20 protein-coding genes are annotated in these 21,188 nt (G+C 48.1%); all 20 read right to left on the bottom strand.

Annotated features, from left to right (window positions below; translation table 11 throughout):
- Positions 1–49 precede the first annotated feature (49 nt).
- Positions 50–2,134 (bottom strand): glycine--tRNA ligase subunit beta, encoded by a 2,085-nt coding sequence (gene glyS / locus V5J77_RS16685; RefSeq protein WP_338551952.1) that lies wholly within the window; start codon positions 2,132–2,134, stop codon positions 50–52.
- On the bottom strand, positions 2,134–3,015 hold the full coding sequence (gene glyQ / locus V5J77_RS16690; RefSeq protein ID WP_046229903.1) for a glycine--tRNA ligase subunit alpha: 882 nt from the start codon (positions 3,013–3,015) through the stop codon (positions 2,134–2,136). The genes glyS and glyQ overlap by 1 nt, the downstream gene beginning before the upstream one ends.
- A gap of 388 nt (positions 3,016–3,403) precedes the next feature.
- Positions 3,404–4,432 carry a pectinesterase family protein gene (locus V5J77_RS16695; protein WP_338551953.1) on the bottom strand — a complete coding sequence of 343 codons (1,029 nt, stop codon included), beginning with the start codon at positions 4,430–4,432 and terminating at the stop codon, positions 3,404–3,406.
- Positions 4,433–4,561: 129 nt separating this feature from the next.
- Positions 4,562–5,536 carry a LacI family DNA-binding transcriptional regulator gene (locus tag V5J77_RS16700; RefSeq protein WP_338551954.1) on the bottom strand — a complete coding sequence of 325 codons (975 nt, stop codon included), beginning with the start codon at positions 5,534–5,536 and terminating at the stop codon, positions 4,562–4,564.
- 60 nt (positions 5,537–5,596) lie between these two features.
- Entirely contained in the window at positions 5,597–7,210 is a 1,614-nt protein-coding gene (locus V5J77_RS16705; protein WP_338551955.1) for an extracellular solute-binding protein, read from the bottom strand.
- A 44-nt stretch (positions 7,211–7,254) separates the two neighbouring features.
- Positions 7,255–8,136: a carbohydrate ABC transporter permease gene (locus V5J77_RS16710; RefSeq protein WP_338551956.1), complete on the bottom strand. Its 882-nt coding sequence runs from the start codon at positions 8,134–8,136 to the stop codon at positions 7,255–7,257.
- 40 nt (positions 8,137–8,176) lie between these two features.
- Positions 8,177–9,094: an ABC transporter permease subunit gene (locus V5J77_RS16715; RefSeq protein WP_338551957.1), complete on the bottom strand. Its 918-nt coding sequence runs from the start codon at positions 9,092–9,094 to the stop codon at positions 8,177–8,179.
- Between the two features lie 264 nt (positions 9,095–9,358).
- Positions 9,359–10,519 carry a hypothetical protein gene (locus V5J77_RS16720; RefSeq protein ID WP_338551958.1) on the bottom strand — a complete coding sequence of 387 codons (1,161 nt, stop codon included), beginning with the start codon at positions 10,517–10,519 and terminating at the stop codon, positions 9,359–9,361.
- 295 nt (positions 10,520–10,814) lie between these two features.
- Positions 10,815–12,353 carry an MDR family MFS transporter gene (locus V5J77_RS16725; protein ID WP_338551959.1) on the bottom strand — a complete coding sequence of 513 codons (1,539 nt, stop codon included), beginning with the start codon at positions 12,351–12,353 and terminating at the stop codon, positions 10,815–10,817.
- Positions 12,354–12,405: 52 nt separating this feature from the next.
- Positions 12,406–13,152: a DNA repair protein RecO gene (recO, locus tag V5J77_RS16730; RefSeq protein ID WP_338551960.1), complete on the bottom strand. Its 747-nt coding sequence runs from the start codon at positions 13,150–13,152 to the stop codon at positions 12,406–12,408.
- A 54-nt stretch (positions 13,153–13,206) separates the two neighbouring features.
- A complete protein-coding gene (locus V5J77_RS16735; protein ID WP_338556873.1) occupies positions 13,207–13,365 on the bottom strand; it encodes a YqzL family protein in 159 nt (52 codons plus the stop codon).
- A gap of 108 nt (positions 13,366–13,473) precedes the next feature.
- Positions 13,474–14,397 (bottom strand): GTPase Era, encoded by a 924-nt coding sequence (era, locus tag V5J77_RS16740; protein ID WP_338551961.1) that lies wholly within the window; start codon positions 14,395–14,397, stop codon positions 13,474–13,476.
- A complete protein-coding gene (gene cdd, locus V5J77_RS16745; protein WP_338551962.1) occupies positions 14,397–14,843 on the bottom strand; it encodes a cytidine deaminase in 447 nt (148 codons plus the stop codon). Before cdd ends, era begins: the two co-directional genes overlap by 1 nt.
- A 21-nt stretch (positions 14,844–14,864) precedes the next feature.
- Entirely contained in the window at positions 14,865–15,236 is a 372-nt protein-coding gene (locus tag V5J77_RS16750) for a diacylglycerol kinase family protein (RefSeq protein ID WP_338551963.1), read from the bottom strand.
- A complete protein-coding gene (gene ybeY, locus V5J77_RS16755) occupies positions 15,236–15,733 on the bottom strand; it encodes an rRNA maturation RNase YbeY (protein WP_338551964.1) in 498 nt (165 codons plus the stop codon). The genes V5J77_RS16750 and ybeY overlap by 1 nt, the downstream gene beginning before the upstream one ends.
- A complete protein-coding gene (locus V5J77_RS16760; RefSeq protein ID WP_338551965.1) occupies positions 15,730–17,988 on the bottom strand; it encodes an HDIG domain-containing metalloprotein in 2,259 nt (752 codons plus the stop codon). Before V5J77_RS16760 ends, ybeY begins: the two co-directional genes overlap by 4 nt.
- A 17-nt stretch (positions 17,989–18,005) precedes the next feature.
- Positions 18,006–18,977, bottom strand: coding sequence for a PhoH family protein (locus tag V5J77_RS16765; RefSeq protein WP_338551966.1), 972 nt, complete (start codon positions 18,975–18,977; stop codon positions 18,006–18,008).
- Between the two features lie 6 nt (positions 18,978–18,983).
- Positions 18,984–20,177: a sporulation protein YqfD gene (gene yqfD, locus V5J77_RS16770; protein ID WP_338551967.1), complete on the bottom strand. Its 1,194-nt coding sequence runs from the start codon at positions 20,175–20,177 to the stop codon at positions 18,984–18,986.
- Positions 20,178–20,189: 12 nt separating this feature from the next.
- Entirely contained in the window at positions 20,190–20,468 is a 279-nt protein-coding gene (gene yqfC, locus V5J77_RS16775; protein ID WP_046229917.1) for a sporulation protein YqfC, read from the bottom strand.
- A gap of 172 nt (positions 20,469–20,640) precedes the next feature.
- Positions 20,641–21,177 carry a hypothetical protein gene (locus tag V5J77_RS16780; protein ID WP_338551968.1) on the bottom strand — a complete coding sequence of 179 codons (537 nt, stop codon included), beginning with the start codon at positions 21,175–21,177 and terminating at the stop codon, positions 20,641–20,643.
- Between the last annotated feature and the right edge of the window lie 11 nt (positions 21,178–21,188).

A 21,188-nucleotide genomic window follows, 5' to 3' on the forward strand; every position in this document is an offset into this window, starting at 1 on the left:
TTCGAAGATGAGCAATTCAACGATTGCTACGGTTATTTTCTGCGCTAGCCTATGACCAGACAAGCTTCGAATAATCCGCTACAACCGCTATATCTTCTGCAATTAAAGAGAGAGTCGCCAATCGGTTTGCACGTACCTTCTCATCTTCCGCCATAACCATTACAGCATCGAAATACGTATTAATTGGTGCTTTCAGCGCAGCAAGCTTCGCTGCAGCATTAGCAATTTCTCCTTCGGCAACAGCTTGCTGGAACGAAGCATGAACCGTCTGCCATTCCTTGTACAGAGCCGATTCAGCTGGCTCCGCAAACAACGCTTCGTCTACATCCTTAGTCGTTGCTTTGGCAGCCAAATTGCTAACGCGGTTGAAAGCATCGACAATAAGCTTAAACGCTGCGCGGTCTTCGCCGGAAGCTTGTGCATTTAATAAAGCTGCACGCTCCACTGTCAGCAGCAAATTGTTAAAGCCCGCACCCATTACAGCATCTACAACGTCATAACGAATCGATTGCTCAGACAACACATTTTTCACACGAAGCGCGAAAAATTCCGTTAAATCTTTGCGTACATCATCCGCACTGCGCTTCATGCCTCTTGCCTCATGAACTTCAAGCGCCGCATCAAACAAGTCGCTAAGCTGTAAATTCAGACGCTGTGCCAAAATAATTTGCACGACACCAGCCGCTTGACGGCGAAGAGCGTAAGGATCCTGAGAACCAGTTGGAATAATGCCAATGGAGAAGCAGCCCACAATCGTATCCAGCTTATCTGCAAGGCTCACAACTGCGCCAGTGATCGAGGCAGGGGCGCGATCTCCAGCAAAGCGCGGCTGATAATGCTCATTAATGGCAACAGCAACCGTCTCGTTCTCGCCTGCTTTACGGGCATAATCCTCGCCCATAATGCCTTGCAGCTCTGGAAACTCACCGACCATTTGGGTAACCAGGTCAAATTTGCATATATTAGCCGTACGGCTAATATGCGCTGCAGTAGCCGCATCCACCTGAAGCTTTGCTGCAAGTAAATCAGCCAAAGCGCTAATACGTCCGACTTTATTGGAGACCGTCCCCAGTTCCTCGTGATAAACAATGTTTTCTAGCTTCGCAAGTGCGTCCCCAATCGCCAGCTTCTGATCTTCCTCATAGAAGAACTTGGCATCGGAAAGACGAGCGCGAAGCACCTTTTCATTTCCTTTTGCTACTACGTCAATTTTGTTGCGGTCGCCATTGCGAACCGTTACAAAGTATGGAAGCAGCTGACCTTTGTCATCCAGCACCGGGAAATACCGCTGATGCTCACGCATCGACGTAATGAGCACCTCCTGCGGAATATGGAGGAATTCGGGATCAAATGTACCATATAGCACATTCGGAATCTCGACAAGGAACAGCACTTCCTCCAGCAAATCCTGATTGATGGCGATTTCCCAATTTTGCTCCTTCGCCAGTTGCTCAATTTGAGCGACGATGATTTGTTCCCGCTCTTCTACATCGACCACAACATGCTGCTCACGCAAACGTTCTTTGTACGCCGAAGGCTCCGTTACGGTTGTTTCTGCCCCAAGGAAACGATGTCCTCTGCTGGTGTTTCCACTGCTTACACCTGTAATTTCAAACGGGACTACATCTTGGCCATAAAGAGCCATTAACCACTTTATCGGTCGAATGAACCTCAAATCGTAGCTTCCCCAACGCATATTTTTCGGGAACGACATGGAGGTAATCACATTCGACAAACCTTCGGACAATACAGCCGCCGTATCAATACCGATGCTGCTTTTGTTCGCATAAACATATTCTACTCCTGCAAGCTCTTGAAAATAAAGCTGCTCCGGCTCCGCGCCTTGACTGCGTGCAAAGCCAAGTGCCGCTTTGCTCCAGTTGCCCTGATCATCTTGGGCAATTTTGCGGGACGGGCCCTTTACCTGCTCATTGACATCCGCCTGCTTCTCTTCAACGCCTTGCACCAGCACAGCAAGTCTGCGCGGCGTAGCAAAAGCTTGTACTTCTTGATGAGCAATACGCGATTCTGCAAGCCATTTGACCAGCTTCTCCTTAAGCTGATTCATAGCACCTCTGACGAACCTCGCAGGAACTTCCTCCAAACCAATTTCCAGCAATAAATCCTTAGCCATTACGCCTCGCTCCTTTCTTTCAGCATCGGGAATCCAAGGCGCTCGCGCTCTTCCAAATAAGTCGCAGCCACTTGGCGTGCCAAATTTCTCACGCGCATAATGTAGCCCGTCCGTTCCGTCACGCTGATTGCGCCGCGGGCATCAAGCTGATTGAACGCATGTGAGCATTTCAGCACATAGTCATAAGCCGGGAACACGAGATTATGCTCCATTGTCTTCTTCGCTTCTTCTTCGTACATATTAAACAAAGAGAACAGCATGGCCGTATCAGATGTCTCAAACGTATATTTAGAATGCTCATATTCCGGCTGCTTGAACACATCGCCATACGTTACGCCATCCACCCACTCAAGATCAAACACATTTTCTTTGTCCTGTATATAGGAAGCAAGACGCTCCATTCCGTATGTAATTTCCACGGCTACCGGGCTTGCATCAAGGCCGCCCACTTGCTGGAAATAAGTAAACTGCGTAATTTCCATGCCATCGAGCCATACTTCCCAGCCAAGTCCCCAAGCTCCAAGCGTCGGCGCTTCCCAGTTGTCCTCAACGAAACGGATATCGTGATCCTTCGGATCAATACCGAGACGAGTAAGACTTTCTAAATAAAGCTCCTGAATATTATCCGGCGACGGCTTTAAAATCACCTGAAACTGGTGATGCTGGTACAGCCTGTTTGGATTTTCACCATAACGGCCATCGTTTGGACGACGTGAAGGCTCCACATAAGCTACGTTCCAAGGCTCTGGCCCAATTGAGCGCAAAAACGTCATAGGATTCATTGTGCCTGCGCCTTTTTCCACATCGTAAGGCTGAACCAAAATACAATTTTGCTCGGCCCAGAACTGCTGCAGCGTTAATATCATGCTTTGAAAGTTCATACCTTTTTCGCTCCTTTTGTGCTTTTGCAATTTCACCAGCAGCGACAGTCTCAAGGGAACGCAAAAACTCTCGCCTCTACGTCTGCCGCCAGACATAGGGACGAGAGCTGATCTCCCGCGGTTCCACCCTACTTGGCTTTCTTGACTGCAGCAACAATAACCAGTTAGTTGTACACTAGTTCTTCTCTACTTGCTGCGCAAGAAAACCCGCTTTCTTAAACGCGACTCCGGAGTGCCCTTTCGCTGCTGGTTCGCTTCGGGCTCTCACTATCCCCGAATCGCTAAAGCTGCAACCATCACAACTACTTTCTCCATCATTGTCCGATATTTATATCTGCTTATCATAAACAATTTGTATGCGATTGTCAAACTTCCAGGCTCAAGGCGCCTATTCCAGCAGCCGCTCCACTTGAAGAGGAGACCAGCCATCGGCACCAGCCAAAATCTGCTCCGGTGCATAATGCTCAGCTTGCTCGGAAGTAAGCTGCTGCGACCAGCTCGTTCGCTTGTCATTGGAGCCGCCTGGTCCTGTACTTGCATATTCCGCATATTCAATTGTAGGATGGGCATCAAGCTTATTCCAATCATCCCACCCAGCAGGAGCAATATGCTCGCCCATCCAGCAGCGAATAAAAATCGTTTTGGCATGGTTGCGCCATGGCCTGCCTAAGTATACGCTGCCTGCTGGAGCATCACCTGTTAAACGACATTCGTTGAATACATAGCCGTAAGGCAGATGCGCTGGGGTAGAGGCAGCAGCAATCCATCCATTAATGGCTTCGGGCTCTTTCGCCCCGCGATTTTTAGCAAAAATCTCGCAGCGATTGAACAGCGCCGTGGCCGATCCAAATATAAAATCAACATCGCCCTCGATATAACAGCTCTCGTAATATTGTCGGGAATGCCTTCTTGGAGCTCCCTCCCGCGGACCGCCAAAAAAACTGCGGTCAATTGGAACTTCTGGCAGCGGACCCGTAAACAGCGTATCCTGATGGCCAATTAAGCGACAGTTGCGGAAGCAGGCGCGATCGCCATCGGTGTATAGCGCAATCGCTTGACCTACTTTTTCTCCGGGGCCTGCCGAATTGATCATCGTCATATTTTCTCCTATAAAATCATTCGCTCCTACGAACACCGTATACGAATAAAACGTATGATAGAGCTCGCCATCTGGAAATGCTTTTGTCGCATGGTCATCAAAGCTAATAATCGTCTCATTCACATTTTCGCCGATTAAGCTGATCATTGGCTTTTCGATATGAAGCTTTTCCTTATAAACCCCATTTCGAACATAAATGACAACCCGCTCCTGGTTCGTCGCTGGTACGGCATCCACTGCTGCTTGAATAGTCGTAAAATCGCCGCTTCCGTCAGCGGCTACTATTATAGGGACAACCTTTGCTTCTTCTGCATTCATTCTAGCCGCTACACCTCCGCCGGACAAGCCTGCTGACTGCTATCGTCCGTCCCCTTAATAATCGCTTCCGCTGTCCGTAGCGTCCAGGCAAGCTTCTTTGTCTGTTGCATTGCATTGTCCTCCTTTAAGCTACCTTCGCTCCCTGCATGCCGCTACCGAATTCCGCAAGTACAGCCTCGGCTGGATGTCGACCGGATATTTAACGTCTTCACCCCGTATAAGCGAAACGATCAGCTCGGCCGCCTGAACAGCCAGCTCGCCAAGCGGCGGGCCGATTGTCGTCAATGCGACCTCGGCATACTGCATATCCGGCAAATCATCGTAACCGATTAAGGAGATATCCTGAGGCACTTGATAGCCCGCTTCAATGAAAGCACGCAGCGCCCCGCGTGTAACCAAGTTGTTGAGGCCGATGAATGCGGTTGGCGAGCTGCTCGTGAACGTATAGTTGCGTACGGCAAAATAACCATCTTCCCAAGAGGAATAAGCCGGAAGCACGCTTTCTGGGCAAAATTCCAACCCTGTTCGTTGCAGCGCTTCCTTATATCCTTCTATTTTAATGTTCTGGGAATTGCCGATAAACCCAATACGCTCATGTCCATGCGCTTTCAAATGCTCGACCGCTTTGAAGATACCTTCTTTGCGGTCGATTTTAATATAAGGTGAGTTCGGATTTTCATCAGCGCCAAGTACGAAGCATGGCATTGGCATCGAGGAGACGAGCTTCCAGAACGCCTCCCGATCATCAAGCATATACTCCCAAAAAATACAACCATCCACTCGCAGCTGACTAAAGATGTCTACTCCATCGCCCGCTATGACCAAAATCATTTGATAGCCGCGGCTTTTCAGCTCGCTATGCAAATTTTTCGAGATATTGGAAAATAGCGGGTTGCTGAGTTCATCCAGAACAAAGCCAATAATATTGCTTTTGCCCGAAGAAAGCTGCTGCGCCATAATATTTTTTCGGTATTGATATTTTTCCGCGATCTCCAGCACCTTCTGTCTAGTTGCCGGTTTTATAAGCGGATCATTGTTCAATGCCTTGGAAACTGTGCTGTAGCTTACTCCTGCAAGCTTGGCGATGTCCTTTATAGTAACCAATCCTAAGCCCACACCTTTCCCATCAACCGCTTGCGGCCCTCTTGCCCTATGCTGTGAAGGCTAGGATTTCGAGGCAGCCAAGTACCGGTCGTACTGAGCTTGCCTGCCCGCAATGATTTGTTCAATATTCATATTTTTCAAGTTTGTAATGTAAGCATCGAATTGATCAAGACTTTCTTTGCCTGTAATGAATTTCAAATTCATTTCATCGACATACGTTTGGATGTCCGGCATGGACATATTCTCAACGCTTGCTTCCTCAGGCAGCGCATATACGTCAGGGAATGGAGGACGGATGTATTGCTCAAGCTCCTTGTCGCGTTCCTTGTGCCAAGGTGCTACAATAGAATCCGCAGAATCTGTCGATTGCGCGCTAGGCAGGTTAACTGGGCCAATGCCTAATTTTTGAATGAAGTCATTGTCCTTACCCTTCTCGGTGAACACCTTCTTGCCGTCCTTCTCCTCGTACGTTACGCCTTTAATACCCCAAGTGTAGTATGTTTGGGCTTCTTCGCCAATAGCATAGTCCAAAAATTTGAAGGCCAGCTCAGGATTTTTTGCATTTTTGGAAATACCGAAAATTCCGCTTACTGGCGTACGGCCTACATAAAACTGATCACCATGCGGCCCTTTCAGCGGTAAAATGCCTTGGATGAGCGGCTCCTCCGGGTTGTAGTCCGCAAACAGCGGGCTGTAAACCATCGAAGTATACCAGCTGAAGTTGAACGTCACTCCAGTTACATTTTGTGAAAATCTCGATGTCACTTGATCCGCTGTCGTACTGGCAAAATCAACGCCCAGCAAACCATCGTCATACAAGCCTTTCAGGTAAGTCAAATATTCCTTGTATACCGGCTCGTAGTACCCATAATGCACTTTGCCGCTGTCATCGGCGTAAAACTTACTAGATAAGTCCATACCAAACACTGGTCCAAAAGCCATCGGGATAAATTTCGGATCCATCGACATTGGAATTTCATCCTGCTTGCCATTGCCATTCGGATCATCCGTTTTGAACTTTTTAAGCATTTCTGTGAATTCGTCGAGCGTGGTAGGCTCCTCTAGGCCTAGCTTTTTCAGCCATCTTTCATTCACCATAAACTCCGGCATGTAATTTTTCGTCAGCGTTTGTTGTGGGACATAATATATATTACCATCTGGAGTTGTCAGGCTGGCCTTAATATCAGGCGATTTCTCATAAAGCTTCTTCATATTGACGCCATATTTCTCATACAGCTCATTAAGAGGCAAAAACATGCCGCCGCTCAAGTATTTCATCGTCATATCCTTGTCAGGCAAATAAACAATGTCTGGCAAATCCGTACCCGCTGCAAGCCTCGGCCCTACAGAATCCGCGTAGTTTTGCGGAGGCAGCAGCTGCCAATTCACTTTAACGTTGGCATTTTTCTCAATTTCCTTGACGATATCCGCCGTTGCCAGATCCACATTCGTCGTCCATGCATTCGTTCCTAGGAAGGAAAGCTCCTGATTAGCTTGGTCGGTTATCGGCCCTGATCCGTTGTAGGCGGGTCCTGTCTCTACTGCTGCGCTTGCCGCTGGTGCGGCATTGCCATCTGTTGCTGCCGGCGCCCCACTATTGCTGCATCCCGCCAAAGCTGTTGCCAAAATCATGACCGACAATACTTTTTTCGTCCCTGTTAACTGTTGTGCCATTTAACGTTCCCTCCATTAGTAGATGCTGAGTTTAAAAGCGGTCGTTAGCCTTTTACAGCTCCAAGCGTAATGCCTTTAACGAAATAACGCTGGATAAAGGGGTAAATCATAATAATAGGTAAGATGCTCACGACGATAGATACATATCTGACTTGCAGAGAGGATACCGCAAGCGAGGCTGTTGACGTCGCACCTCCCATACGCTGCATAATTTCCGGAGAGGCCATAATGAGCACCCTTCGCAGAAAAATTTGCAGCGGCTGCAGCTCCTGATTGCCTAAATAAAGCAGCGCCGAGAAAAAATTGTTCCAGTGAAACACCGCGTAATACAAGGTCAGTACCGCAAGCGTTGGCTTGACAATCGGCACGGCGAGCCGGAACAGCATTGTAATATCATTCGCTCCGTCGATGGAGGCGCTCTCGAATATTTCCTTCGGGATGCCTTCAAAGGCCGAGCGGCAAATCATGACATTGAATGTAATGACGAGCACTGGAACAATCATAACCCATCGTGTATTGTATAGGCCTAGTGTCGTCAGCAGCATGTAGAGCGGAATTAATCCGCCGGAAAAATACATCGTAAAGGCAATAAAGAAATTCAGCTTGCGTCTTAGGAAAAATTGCGTTCTGGACAGCGGGAACGCTGCCAGGCAGGTGGCGACAATATTCAGCGTCGTTCCGACAACGGTGTACCATACCGTATTGTAAAAGGAAACCCACAGCTCCTTGTATTGAAGCACCATTTTATACCCCGAAATCGTGAATTCGACTGGATATAAAAACACCTGCTGCTTGTCAATCGCGCTGACGGAGCTGAAAGATACGCTGACGACATAAAGGAAAGGATATAAGGTTACGAGTATGGCCACGCAAGTTATGAAGTACACGAGGCCATAATAAATCAGATCTGTGCTAGACTTTTTCATTCCAGTCTCCTTTTCCAGCGACTTGTATAGGTGTGCGCTTTTACCATAGCGACATGTTCGTTGCCCGTCGGGTCAATTGATTCGCCGCAAAAACAAGAATAAATGTAATGATGGAATTGAATACGCCAATGGCTGTTGCGAAGCTGTAGTTTTGTCCGATGATACCCATCCGGTATACATAGGTCGAAAGCACATCTCCTGTTTCATACGTTGCCGCGTTATAAAGCAGATATACTTTCTCGAAGCCTACGCTCATAATGCCGCCAAGCGAAAGCAGCAGTAAAATAACAATTGTAGGTTTAATGCTTGGAAGCGTTAAATGCCATAGCTCTTGAAATTTGTTGACCCCGTCGATTTTTCCCGAATCATACATTTCTGGATCAATACTCATGATCGCTGCAATGTAAATGATGGAGCTAAAGCCGAAGCTTTGCCAGATTTCCGAGCTAGTGAAAATCGTTCGGAACCATCCCGGCTCCATCATGAAATTAATTGGCTCAATCCCTATCTTCCCTAGCAAAATATTGATGATGCCATCCGTCGGCGACAGGAAGTTGATCAGCATGCCTGCGATGACAACGGTTGAAATAAAATGCGGCAAATACGTAATCGTTTGGGCGAAACGTTTAAATGCTCTGTTTTTAATTTCGACTACGCAAATTGCGAACAAAATTGGAATCGGAAAGCCGAACAGCAACGGCAGAAAAGCAAGCAAGAAGGTGTTGCGCAGCAATCTCCAAAAATAAATCGAGTCATAAAATTGGATGAACCATTTAAACCCGACCCAATCCCCGCCGAAGATGCCATTTCCCGGCGTAAAGTTTTTGAAGGCCATAATCACGCCCGGCATCGGTAAGTACATAATGACCAAATAATAAATAAAAATAGGGGAAAACATGAGTAGTAAATATTTGTCCCGTTTGATTAGCCTAATCAGAGTCGCAGTGCGGCTATTCAATAAAATCCACTCCCTTCAGGTTTAAATTTACAACGTTTGAAAAATTGAATATGACGCTGACTCAAATCGACGATCAATAGGCAAATTCTCTACTCATCATTCCCCCTAACCAAAATTTACAACGTTGTAATTTTAAAATAAATGAATGCGTTTTCATTACGTTTTTATCATTCTAGCAGTTTATTTTCGTTTTGGCAATGAAAACGTTTTAAAAAAAATTAATTCCGTCAGCATTCGGTTTCCATGTTTATTTGTTTCGTCAGATTAATGAGGTCCCGCATTCGCTTGCACGATATTAGGAACATTCTGAACCGCATCTAGCGTATAGCTGTATGGGAACGGCAGCGATGCTGGGAATGCAGCTCCAGTAGCAGATGTTCCAGTAGTCTGGTTGTAAACATTATTGCGCTCATAGAACGAATAGCTATGTGATGAACTGTCTAGTCCAATCTGGTTGCTTTGATTCGTTTTGTAGAAATAATTGCGCTCGGAAAAAATGACGCTGCCGCTGCCGATCTGGTTAGCGTTGTATTGCTGCTGGTTAAATCCGGCTGAATTGTTTCCGCTCGGCGTTGTGCTGTTATCAAAATAATTGTTGTACAGGTGAACAAAGCCTCTCATCAGCGGACGGCCTTTCATGTTCGGGCCAAACCAGTTATGATGCATCGTGACATGCAGCTTGCCGCCGCCATAGGTGTATGAATCGCTGGCGTTGGAGCCAATAATGAGAGCGAGACGCTCGGAGGCGAGATCCTGATTAACACCCACCCAATTCCATAATGGGTTTGGATTCATATTCACCCAGCTGTCTGTGAAGTAAAAATGGTTGTAAGAAAGCGTTACATTATCCGACTTTAGCGAAACGAGCAGTAAATCATCACTGATGTTGTAGAAGGTGCAGTGATCAACGATCGCATTGGTTACTCGACGGAAGGATACGCCCAAATAGTTAGTGCCGCTGCCGCCTGGCTGCGTTGCTGCGCCCGAAAGATTTTGTAAATCTTTAATGTTGCCGTAAAAGGTAATATTCTTAATGACGATATTTTCAATATTCGTTCCTGCTGCAAGCAGCTCTCCGCTGAACTTAAGCTGAATATTTTGCAGCACCGCTTGTCCACCCGCTGCCCCTTCAATCGTCACATTGTTCCAACTAGTGCTTGCGAAGGTCAGCGTCGTTAATTGGGGACCGCCGTATATGTTGCCCTTAACAATAATATGATGCTTCCCGCTGTTGAAGGCCGCTTGCAGCTCGGATAGGTTGGTGACCGTAACCGCTGCAGCTGTAGAGCCGTCTGTCGTAGCATATCCGCCTGTTGAAGCCGCCTCTGCTCGAGTTACGCCAAAATCGGAAACTGGCGCTGATACTAAACAAGCACTCACCATTAACGTACTAAGTAAAACCATAGACCATTTTTTCAAAAGCATTGCCTTACCTCCTCTTGGGTTTTGGTGAAGCGGTGCTGCTGAACTATCGAATCCTCCTTTCTATCCTGCAAGCAAGTCATTTAATGGTAAGCGCTTACAAGATGGAATTGATTATACATCCTTTTGCAAATTTTGGATAGTATTTTCTTTTTATGTATGCTGATAAAATAAATACGATGGAATTGGCTAAACATTAGCCAGACTTTTTCCAGACAACTGGTGCTTTTTTGAGGCAACCCCTTTTATAGCAAAAAAGAGAGCAGGCTCACGGCCCGCTCCCTATCCTCGCCATTCCTTATTTCCCCTTAGCCATTTTGCCTGCCTGCATTCGTTCCCTCTCAATCAGTTCCTTCATCGAGGCATTACCCATCAGCAGTACACAAGCAAGCGCAAGCATAGCCGGCACAATCGACCACATAAACGTTGTGGAAATCGAATGAGACAGCGCGCCAATGATTTTGTCCATGATTTCGACTGGAATAGACTCCCTTTTTTCAGGGGTTAAAATTTGCCGCACATTTTCAGTAGGAAGCGCCGCTCCGCCACTGCCGCCTGAAAAAGCGTCGGTCATGCCATTCGTAAAGCTGTTGCGCTGAATAATCCCAAACACGGTAATGCCTACAGTCATCCCGAACGAACGGATAAAGGACATCGTGGCATTCGCTGAGCCACGCTGCCTCATATCGAAGCTGTGAATGGTAGACATTCCGAGCACCGAGAACGAGAAGCCAATCCCAAAGCCGGTAATGAACATGAAGAAGGCGAGCGTCCATTTAGTCGTTTCTGGACTGATCGTTGAGAGAAGTACAATGCCTGCAATAAAAATAATGGCGGACAGCACCATAACATTGCGATATGGCATTTTATTAGCGAGAACACCGCCCATTTGCGCTGCAAATACCGAGCCTAATGTCATCGGCAGCAGCATTAGGCCCGAGCTAGTAGCTGTGCCTCCATACACTCCCTGCACAAAAATCGGAATGTACAAAGCTGCTGTAATAAAGGCTGCGCCATAAAATAGAGCCGCTCCCGTGCTTGCGCCATACAGGCGCACACGGAACATCTTGAACGAAATAATCGGCTCAGCCGCCTTGCGCTCCACAAAAATAAATAGGATAAACAAAATTGCGAAAGTGGCGAACAGCCCTAAAATTTGGGTCGAATCCCAAGCATATTCATTGCCGCCGAGCTCCAGAGCAAACATTAAGCTGACAATCGAGCCTACAAGTGTTGCGGCTCCCCACCAATCAATTTTCTGCTTGGAGTGCTCCATTGATTCCTTGTAAAACAATAAAATAAATAGCAAAGCTACAATACCAAACGGAATATTAATATAAAAAATCCAGCGCCAGTTGATGTAGTCGGTAAAATAGGCGCCAACCAACGGGCCGAATAAGCTTGAGGTGCCAAATACGGCTCCAAACAAGCCGCCCATTTTGCCCCGTTTTTCAGCCGGAAACACGTCAAATACAATCGTGAAGGCAATCGGCAGCATGGCGCCGCCACCGATACCTTGAATAGCCCGGTAAATGCTGAGCTGTGTAATGGACTCTGCGGTTCCGCAAAGTACCGAGCCGAGTAAAAATAAGAAAATGCCTAATACGAAAAATCGTTTTCTGCCGTACATATCGGACAGCTTGCCGAAAATAGGCATTCCCGCCATCTCCGTTACCAAATAGGCGGAGGTGACCCATACAAATTTGTCCATACCGCCTAAATCGCTCACAATCGTTGCCATAGCCGTTGAAACAATCGTATTATCAATTGATGCAACGAAGATAGCCAGCAATAATCCTGCCACGACGAAGCCAAGTCTACTTTGACTCGCAGACATGAATAATTCCCCCTACGAATAAACGCTCGGCCCTAAGACCGAACGTTATTTGTTATAAGCTATATTTATCAAGCTGATCCAGAAAGCCGCGCGACTTCAGAGGAATGCCAATATGCAAATCCATGAGCATACGCATTACCTTCTTGAGCTCCTGCTTTGTTTCCGGCTTGACTTGTATGGAACCCAGCCTGCGCAAATCCATTCGGACAAACAACCGCAGCAGCTTATACGCTGCTTCAGACAATACGATGCCTTGAGGGTCTTTGTGACCACAGCGACGGCATAATACACCGCCTGCGGCCGCACTAATACGGAAGGGAGTATTCTCCCCGCCGCATTCTACACAATGATCTAGTACAGGTGCATAGCCCGACATATCCAGTACTCTCATTTCGTAAAGATGAGATACAATTTGCGGGTCCTTCCCTTCTGACAAGCCGCTTAAATAAGCTTTCAGCTGCTCGAATAGAAAAGAGCTGGTATCCTCCTCCTGCATCGCCCTATCCGTTAATTCTGCCGCATAGGAAGCATAAGCAGTCAGCTCCAGCTGTTCGCGAAGCAGATGGTTGGAGGCTAAAATCTCGCCATGATTCAACGTACCCAGTCCGCTTGTGCGAAAAAAAGTGAACTCCGCATATGTAAAGGGCTGCGCGAGAGAAGCGTGCCTGCTCCGAGCCTTCTTCGCGCCGCGTATTAATATTCCTACCTTGCCATTCGTATTCGTCAGCACATTAATGATTTTATTATTTTCCCCGTAATCCATGCTGCGAATAACGATGCCTTCCACTCGATACAGCATAATGAAACTCCCCCATGACCTGCTTAAGAGCCAGAAGGCTGTGAGCCCGCTGAACTAAGGAGAAGCTTCTTCTAGCTCGGATGCCCATTGCTGGTCATCACCGAGCAAAGCGTTAGGATGATCCGCTTCTCCAAGCTGATCCATTTCCTTGTAGAGCATATAGGACTCCACATCACCGGTCAATGTAAAATACTTCCACGAAAAATTCCGCAATCGTATCAACCCTTTCCGCCTCGGAAATGCTGCTCAAGACGGTATTAGATTACGTTGATCGAATGAATGTTATCCTTAGCAATTTACGTCAAATTTAGAAGCGGCCCGCTATTCGTGTTTAAAGCCTAAATCCTTCAGCACTCTTTCCTGATTCCGCCAATCCTTCTTAACCTTAACCCACAGCTCAAGGAACGTACGGGACCCAAGCAGCGCTTCAATATCACGGCGGGCCTGCTTGCCAACTTCCTTGAGCAAGGCACCCTTCTTGCCGATAATAATGCCCTTCTGGGAGTCGCGCTCCACATAGATGACACAGCCAATATACACTACGCCATTCTCCTGCACCTTCATGTCCTCAATCGCAACCGCAATGGAATGTGGAATTTCCTCACGCGTCATATGCAAAATTTTCTCACGCACTAGCTCCGTTACAACGAATTGCTCCGGGTGATCTGTAATTTGATCGGCAGGATAATATTGCGGGCCTTCTGGCAAATAGCGAACCAGTTGATCCATCAGCGTCGCCACATTATTGCCTTGCAAAGCCGAGATTGGAATGATCTCCGCAAAATCATGCAGATCTTTATATTGCGTAATAATCGGCAGCAGCTGCTCCGGCTCGATTTTGTCGATTTTGTTCAGCACGAGAAAAATCGGTGTTTTAACCTTTTTTAATTGCTCGATAATAAAGCGGTCGCCTCCGCCAATGCCATCAGCTACATCAACGAGGAAAAGAGCCGCTTCGACCTCCTGAAGCGCGCTTTGCGCGGTTTTCATCATGTAGTCGCCAAGCTTGGACTGCGGCTTGTGTATGCCAGGCGTGTCCAGAAATACGATTTGCGTATTGTCTTTCGTATATACGCCATGGATTTTGTTGCGCGTCGTTTGGGGCTTGTCCGACATAATGGCAATTTTTTGCCCAATTAGATGATTCATCAGCGTAGACTTGCCCACATTAGGTCGGCCGATGATGGCTACAAAGCCGGAACGAAATTTGCCGTTTGTACGGTTGTCAGTTGTAGGTGTACTCATTAGGCTTCCTTTTGCCCCTTTTTCAATACCATTGGTGTAAATGCTCCAGGCAGCAAGTCCGAGACGGTCGAAATTGACCAGTTTCCTCGCAGATTGCCCATAATGACTGGCGTATCCGGGTAAAGCAACTCAACGAGCACCTGGCGGCAAATTCCACATGGCGTTATAGGTTCTTCCGTATTTCCAATAACCGCTATTGCCTGAAATTGACCTGGCTGCTTGCCATCGGCAATGGCCCGAAACATAGCTGTGCGCTCCGCGCAGTTGCCAGGACCATAAGCGGCATTTTCAACATTGCAGCCAAAGTGGACATGCCCGTCGTTATCCAGCAGGGCAGCGCCAACATTAAATTTGGAATATGGGGTATATGCCCGCGTCATCGCCTCGCCTGCCTGATTAAGCAGCGCAGCATAATTCTCCTGTAAACCTTCATAAGTAACTGTCATTTATTAGTAGCTCCCTTAAAATTACTGACTTCCCGCCGTTATTACTTGCCACAATGGCGGGCCAAGAATAATAAAACCAATGAAGACGGCAAAGCATGCTGCCAGCAGTACAGCGCCAGCAGCAACATCCTTTGCCGTCTTAGCGAGCGCATGGCGCTCCGGGCTTGCAAGATCCACAACCTTTTCCACCGCAGTATTGATCATTTCTGCTACGATAACGAGTGCCATCGTGAGCAGCAGCAGTGCCCATTCCATACCTGAAAGCGATAGAAAAGCACCGAGCAGAATGACGGAAGCAGCGACCAGCACATGAATGCGCATATGGCGCTCATTTTGCACACCAAATGCTATACCCGCCCACGCAAATCCTAAACTGCGCATGAATTTTTTCATTAACGCGACAAGCCTGCCTTCGAAAGCACCGCTTCCTGCTTGCTCGTCATCACGGCCTCATCGCTTTCCGTCTCGTGATCATAACCGATTAAATGCAGAAAGCCGTGCACGAATAGGAAGCCGATTTCACGCTCCAGCGAGTGACCATACTCCTCGCTTTGCTCAACTGCCTTCTCCACGGAGATAATGATGTCGCCAAGCATGCCCGATATAGGATCGATCTCATCTTCGCTTTCCACTTCAAAAATGATGTCCAGTTCATCCGTGCCGTCATCCTGCATTGCAAATGACAGAACATCAGTAGGACGATCTATATTGCGGTAATCGCGATTCAACTGATGAATTTGCTCATTATCGGTGAAAGTCAGCGTCACTTCGCCCGTTGTCATCCCCTCCGCTTCACCAGCCAGCTGAAGCAGCTGCTCCAAACGGCCGATCCAGGCCTCGGGAATTTCGACCTTATTCTGCTCATTGCTATAATCCAGCTGCAAACTCATGCTAAACGCTCCTTTGACTTAACATCCTCAGGGTACTCAATACGGGAATGAAAAATCCCAATGACGCTTTCCTTGAGCGACTGTGCGATTTTGTCCAGCTCCTTGAGCGTCAAATCGCATTCATTGTATTGATTGTCGTCCAGTCTGCTTTTGATGATTTTGTTGATCATCGCTTCTACTTGCTCAACCGTAGGGCTGCGCAGGCTGCGGACAGCCGCTTCCACGCAATCGGCAATGCCGACCACGGCAGCTTCCTTCGACTGCGCTTTCGGGCCGGGATAGCGGAAGTCATCCTCCGTAAATGAAGGCTCCTCCCCCTGCTCCTCAGCCTGCTTAAGCGCCTTGTAATAAAAGAATTTCAGCGAAGTCGTGCCATGATGCTGCTCGGCAATATCACGAATAGGCTTTGGAATATTGTGCGCCTTTAGCATATCGACGCCGTCCCGCGCATGGGCGCAAATGATCGACCGGCTGAGCTTTGGATCAATTGAATCATGCGGATTTTCCATGTTAGTCTGATTTTCAATAAAATAATTCGGCCGCTTCGTCTTCCCTATGTCATGGTAGAACGAGCCTACACGGCAAAGCAGCCCGTCCGCCCCGATGGACTCAGCCGCAGCCTCCGACAAATTGCCGACCATGACGCTGTGATGATACGTTCCCGGTGTCTCCGTTAGCAGCTTGCGCAGCAGCGGATGGTTCGGGTTAGACAGCTCGACAAGCTTGAGCGCCGACAAAATGCCAAATGTCACTTCAAAAAACGGCATAAGGCCAATAACAAGCACAGCTGTAAGCAAGCCGCTCGCAAAAGCAAAGCAAAGCGAATACACAAGAGGCCCCTGATCCAGCCGCTCCGTCAGCAGCATAAGCATTAGCACGGAAAACGTGCCAAACAGGCTGACCATAATGCCTGCCTTTAATATCGTCGACCGCTGGCTTGCTCGATGAATCGAGAAGATAGCTGCGACGGATACAACGATAATAACAAAGCCGTATTGAAAATCAAAAATTTGATTTTGACCCGTACCCGAGTTCAGCACAATACTGCCGATAATCGCAAACAGAATCGAGCTGATCAACGCCAAATGCATATCCAGCAGCAGCGTTATCAGCATCGTTCCCAGCGCCGCCGGAGCGAGGAAGCCAACGTACGGAATCTCATCCGTCTGAATCAATGAAATAATGATCATCACAACGATATTGATCAAATAAATGAGCCACAGCATTAAAATTTGAGCATTATTATATTTGGGCTTGAGCCCAGAAATCCCGCCCGACTGATGCAAATAGCCATACATTGCCGCGATGAACAAAATCGACAAAATAAGCAAGCCAAGCTGCGGCCAATAATTGCGTTTATCCTGGAGAAGCGCCGAATCCTTCAGCAGCTCATACATTTCAGGCGTAATGACTTGACCGCGCTTGACGAGAACGTCGCCTTCCTTGATGACAACCTGAGGCGTGTTTTTCTTCGCCTGAATTTTCGCTTCATCCGTTGCATCCTTATCCAGAAAACGGTTCGGCATAATCGAGAAACGTGCCAGCTCTTGCACGATTTCACGGCTAGTCCGATCGGAGAGGGAGCTTGCGTTAACCAGCTCCGCCACACGGGTACGCGCAGCATCAGCGCTGCGGAGCTGCTCGCTCATTAGCTTGCGCACAATCTCCTGCGCTACCTGGCGCATTTCCGTGATTGAGTCTAGCGACATCCGCGGCATTTTATAAAACGTTTCCTCTGGAATCGCATATTCCTGTTCTTTAATTACGACCGCCATCTCATCAAGCAGCGTATCGCTATAAGTGCCATTGCCTTTATTCACCTTGACGAAATTATCGACAAAATCGGGATACCGGCCGGGAATTTCATTGCGGTATATATCGATTTTATTTTGCGTCGTAACCTGATCGTCCTGATTCAACTGCTCCATGCGCGAAAATATCTCGTTTAACAGCAGCTCGCTGCGCAGCGCAACGTTCGAGTAGATTGCATCTACGCGGTTCGCTGCTTCCTCCTGCGCCTGAAGCGTCGCCTTGCTGTCCGGTATTTGGTGGGGAGCAACGATATCCTTCTCGCTGGCAACGCCCTCATGAATATCATAGGTTTCCGGAACGAGATGCGGAGCGAGACTGAAATAAAACAGCAACACAAATAATAACATGAGCACGAAGCGGACAGCTACGCTCTGTTTCCACCCCGCAGCCTTGGTGCTCTGCAGGTTCCCCTGTTTACCGGAATGATTCTGGTTCTGGTTCATGGAGCGGACATTCCTCTCTATGCTTTGTTCTCAGCGTCCTGATTGTAGGCGACAATGATTTTCTGCACTAAGGAGTGACGGACAACATCCTGCTCGGAAAAAAAGATAAAGCCAAGTTCGTCTATATTTTGCAAAATTCGCTGTGCCTCTATTAAACCTGAGTTTTTCCCTCTTGGCAAATCAATTTGTGTCACGTCGCCGGTAATAACCATCTTGGAGCCGAAGCCTAGCCGTGTCAAAAACATCTTCATTTGCTCCGGCGTCGTGTTCTGGGCTTCATCCAAAATAATAAAGGAATCATCAAGGGTCCGTCCTCGCATGTAAGCAAGAGGGGCAACCTCAATCGTGCCGCGCTCAAAAGCCTTTACCGTCTGCTCAGGTCCCAGCACATCATGCAGGGCATCATAAAGCGGACGCAAGTAAGGATCGACCTTCTCCTGTAAATCGCCTGGCAGAAAGCCGAGATTTTCCCCTGCCTCGACAGCTGGCCTTGTCAGAATAATTCGCTTCACCAAGCCCTGCTTTAAGGCGGCTACAGCGAGCACGACAGCCAGGTAGGTTTTTCCTGTGCCGGCTGGACCAATCCCGAATACGACATCATGCTTGTGAATGGTCTTTACATAATGGCGCTGGCCGATTGTCTTAACCCGGATGGGCTTGCCGCGAAACGTCGTTGTAATTTCAGCCTTGAATAAATCAAGAAGCTCTTCTGCCTGCATTGTACGGGCCAAATCAAGCGCATACATCATGTCCCGCTCTGAAGGCATGTAGCCGCCTCTTACCAGCTGCAGCATGACGCTGAACAGCTGCTCAAGCGAGCGTACCTCCTGCACAGCACCGGAAATGACGATTTCTGCCTCACGAGATGTAATGGAGGACTCGCACTGCGCCTCTACCAGTCTCAGGAACTTGTCCTGTGGACCAAATACCGCTAATCCTTCTCCCGCGTTTTCCAGCGGAATTCTGACGACTATTGTTTCATTTTGCAAACAACCTCAATCTCCTTGCATCTGGACTAGGGGCATCTCTTTCACAATGGATTGCTCTACTTCAAAAAGAACTTTCATATAAACTTTACCATTCTCCGTCTTTTCATGCAAAACAATTTCATCCCGGATGACCGCATCGCTGCCCGCTTTCGTCATTACATTCGCTTTCGCCTGCAAAATTCCGCCCGCACGCGCTTCATCCGCTGATAGTTTCAGCTCTTCCATATGTACTTCCCTTACCGTCTGCTTCATCCGGCCGAAGGGCAGAACGATGCTTTTAATGTTTGCCTGATCCTCCTCCACGATCGTCTCCGACTGCTCGTACGGATTTTTGCCGTAGCCGCTCACCTGCAGCGCTCTGCCTGCAATGACGATGTACCACTTCTGCTTTTTTTCCCCTGTATATACTTTAACCTGCTGCGACATCGGTGAAGCAATATTAAATTCATACCAGACTAGCCCGCGTACCGAGCCCTTTGCCACAACCGTTTGCGTATAAGCGCCTCCGCCCAGCGTGCCTGAAATCAACGTTTGTCCTTTTTTGACCTTCGCATTTTTCTTTACGACAGCACGACCGCGTTCCGTATATATTTCCGTAATGACCGCATCGGCTGACGCAATGAGGTGGCGGGGATTTTCCAATTCTCGATGCTCCGGTTCTGTCGTTTCCGCCACTTGGATGAGGATTCTCGTTCCTTTCTTCTCGACCCCAATCCACGTTGCTTTTGGCAGCTTGTTGACGAGTCTTTTGGAAATAATGTCCATATCCTGCAAACGGAACGACCATTGGAGCGGGAAAATCCCCTCCTGCCTTGCCGCCTCTATAATTTCCTCCTCGGTTAATTTCAAGTTCCCCTTAACCTCAACCGACCATACAAGCGAGGAAAGCAGGTAGATGCCTATGAAAAACAAAGCAATGCCTGCGATGAAAAATTTCCTTTTTTCCAGCCTAACCAGCCAAAACGGCATGCCTTGCCGCTTAACGACATGCGCCCTGCAGCCTGTCTCCTTTAAAAAAGGCTTTAAGCGAAAATAATCGCTCACAGACACATCAAACTGCAGCTTGCCATCGCCCGTCCAACCGATGGACGCAAGCGCAAGCCCCCCTTCGAGAGCACGATTCACAAGCCGCTCAGGTTGTCCGCCCCTGATATTAACCGTAACGACGCCGAGTACCCAGTCCGACCATTTCAGCTTCATGCCGCTCCCCTCCTACTCCCGCAAGGCTATGCCTGTAATTTGACCTTCAATAAAAACCTCTTCCGTCCAAATCGTTCGAATGACGAGCGAGCTTCCCGTCACCTCAAGCTCGCCCTTGCTGAGTGCAAGCCTAAGCTGCTCGCTAGAAAAATGGATAACGCCGCGATGGTTCTCAATATATAACTGGCGATCGCCGATCATCGTCAGCCGTGGAAGATCATAGACGACATCCTGGGGCAAATCCAGAATATCCGCTGTCATTTTGCGAAGTTTGCGTTTTAAACGGTTCATAGGTAAAGGATCGTCCCCCTTATCACGCTCGCCAGACGTTAAATATGACACAAGGCCATTATCGTACTATATCAAGCTATGCGCGGGGTGCTGATTTTATGAAAAATAGCGCAGCCTTCAGTCATCCGCAGTGGATTTCTGAAAGCTGCGCTATTTAAAAGAAAAGCTACTATTATCTGACCTTGCCATAAGGCCGCTTCGATTTCGGCGGGCCCAATATTTCTGACCAGATAACCGCCTTGCGGAGCTCATCAGCGCTCAAAGGCGCTAAACGCGTGTCAGGAACAGCCTCAGCGTCGCTGCTAGCCTGGCTGCTGCGCCTTGCGGCCGCTTCACGCTGCTGTGACACAGTTACAGCGGCTTGCTGCTGCTGCGAGCGCTCAAGCGCTCTAGCGAGCTCTGACAGGCGATGCTGCTTCTCACGCTCAGCCTCCTCCTCTGCTTGGCGATAGGAAATTGACCGTTCCTCATAATCAGAGTCGTCTTCCCATTCCTGATATGCCTCTTGATCAAAGCGGCCAGACTGCTGCTCCATAGCTGTACCTTGCTTCGGATAGGCAGGATCAGAAGCGCTTTGACCGTTAAAATCCGGCATTCGCGGATTGCTCCGTTTTTTTGCACTGACCCGATTAAAGATCGACAGGAGAAAGCCGCCGACAATAACGACGAAATAAATATTTTTTGTAATAAATTCAAATACATGTTCCACTGGTTCAGATT

Source organism: Paenibacillus sp. KS-LC4 (assembly GCF_036894955.1).
In the GTDB taxonomy this organism is placed as follows: Bacteria; Bacillota; Bacilli; order Paenibacillales; family Paenibacillaceae; genus Pristimantibacillus.

What these genes read in the sequence shown, in the direction of transcription:
- glyS (WP_338551952.1), bottom strand. Translation starts at nt 2,134, where the DNA reads ATGGCTAAGGATTTATTGCTGGAAATTGGTTTGGAGGAAGTTCCTGCG.
- glyQ (WP_046229903.1), bottom strand. Translation starts at nt 3,015, where the DNA reads ATGAACTTTCAAAGCATGATATTAACGCTGCAGCAGTTCTGGGCCGAG.
- V5J77_RS16695 (WP_338551953.1), bottom strand. Translation starts at nt 4,432, where the DNA reads ATGAATGCAGAAGAAGCAAAGGTTGTCCCTATAATAGTAGCCGCTGAC.
- V5J77_RS16705 (WP_338551955.1), bottom strand. Translation starts at nt 7,210, where the DNA reads ATGGCACAACAGTTAACAGGGACGAAAAAAGTATTGTCGGTCATGATT.
- V5J77_RS16710 (WP_338551956.1), bottom strand. Translation starts at nt 8,136, where the DNA reads ATGAAAAAGTCTAGCACAGATCTGATTTATTATGGCCTCGTGTACTTC.
- V5J77_RS16720 (WP_338551958.1), bottom strand. Translation starts at nt 10,519, where the DNA reads ATGCTTTTGAAAAAATGGTCTATGGTTTTACTTAGTACGTTAATGGTG.
- V5J77_RS16725 (WP_338551959.1), bottom strand. Translation starts at nt 12,353, where the DNA reads ATGTCTGCGAGTCAAAGTAGACTTGGCTTCGTCGTGGCAGGATTATTG.
- recO (WP_338551960.1), bottom strand. Translation starts at nt 13,152, where the DNA reads ATGCTGTATCGAGTGGAAGGCATCGTTATTCGCAGCATGGATTACGGG.
- era (WP_338551961.1), bottom strand. Translation starts at nt 14,397, where the DNA reads ATGAGTACACCTACAACTGACAACCGTACAAACGGCAAATTTCGTTCC.
- cdd (WP_338551962.1), bottom strand. Translation starts at nt 14,843, where the DNA reads ATGACAGTTACTTATGAAGGTTTACAGGAGAATTATGCTGCGCTGCTT.
- V5J77_RS16750 (WP_338551963.1), bottom strand. Translation starts at nt 15,236, where the DNA reads ATGAAAAAATTCATGCGCAGTTTAGGATTTGCGTGGGCGGGTATAGCA.
- ybeY (WP_338551964.1), bottom strand. Translation starts at nt 15,733, where the DNA reads ATGAGTTTGCAGCTGGATTATAGCAATGAGCAGAATAAGGTCGAAATT.
- V5J77_RS16760 (WP_338551965.1), bottom strand. Translation starts at nt 17,988, where the DNA reads ATGAACCAGAACCAGAATCATTCCGGTAAACAGGGGAACCTGCAGAGC.
- yqfD (WP_338551967.1), bottom strand. Translation starts at nt 20,177, where the DNA reads ATGAAGCTGAAATGGTCGGACTGGGTACTCGGCGTCGTTACGGTTAAT.
- yqfC (WP_046229917.1), bottom strand. Translation starts at nt 20,468, where the DNA reads ATGAACCGTTTAAAACGCAAACTTCGCAAAATGACAGCGGATATTCTG.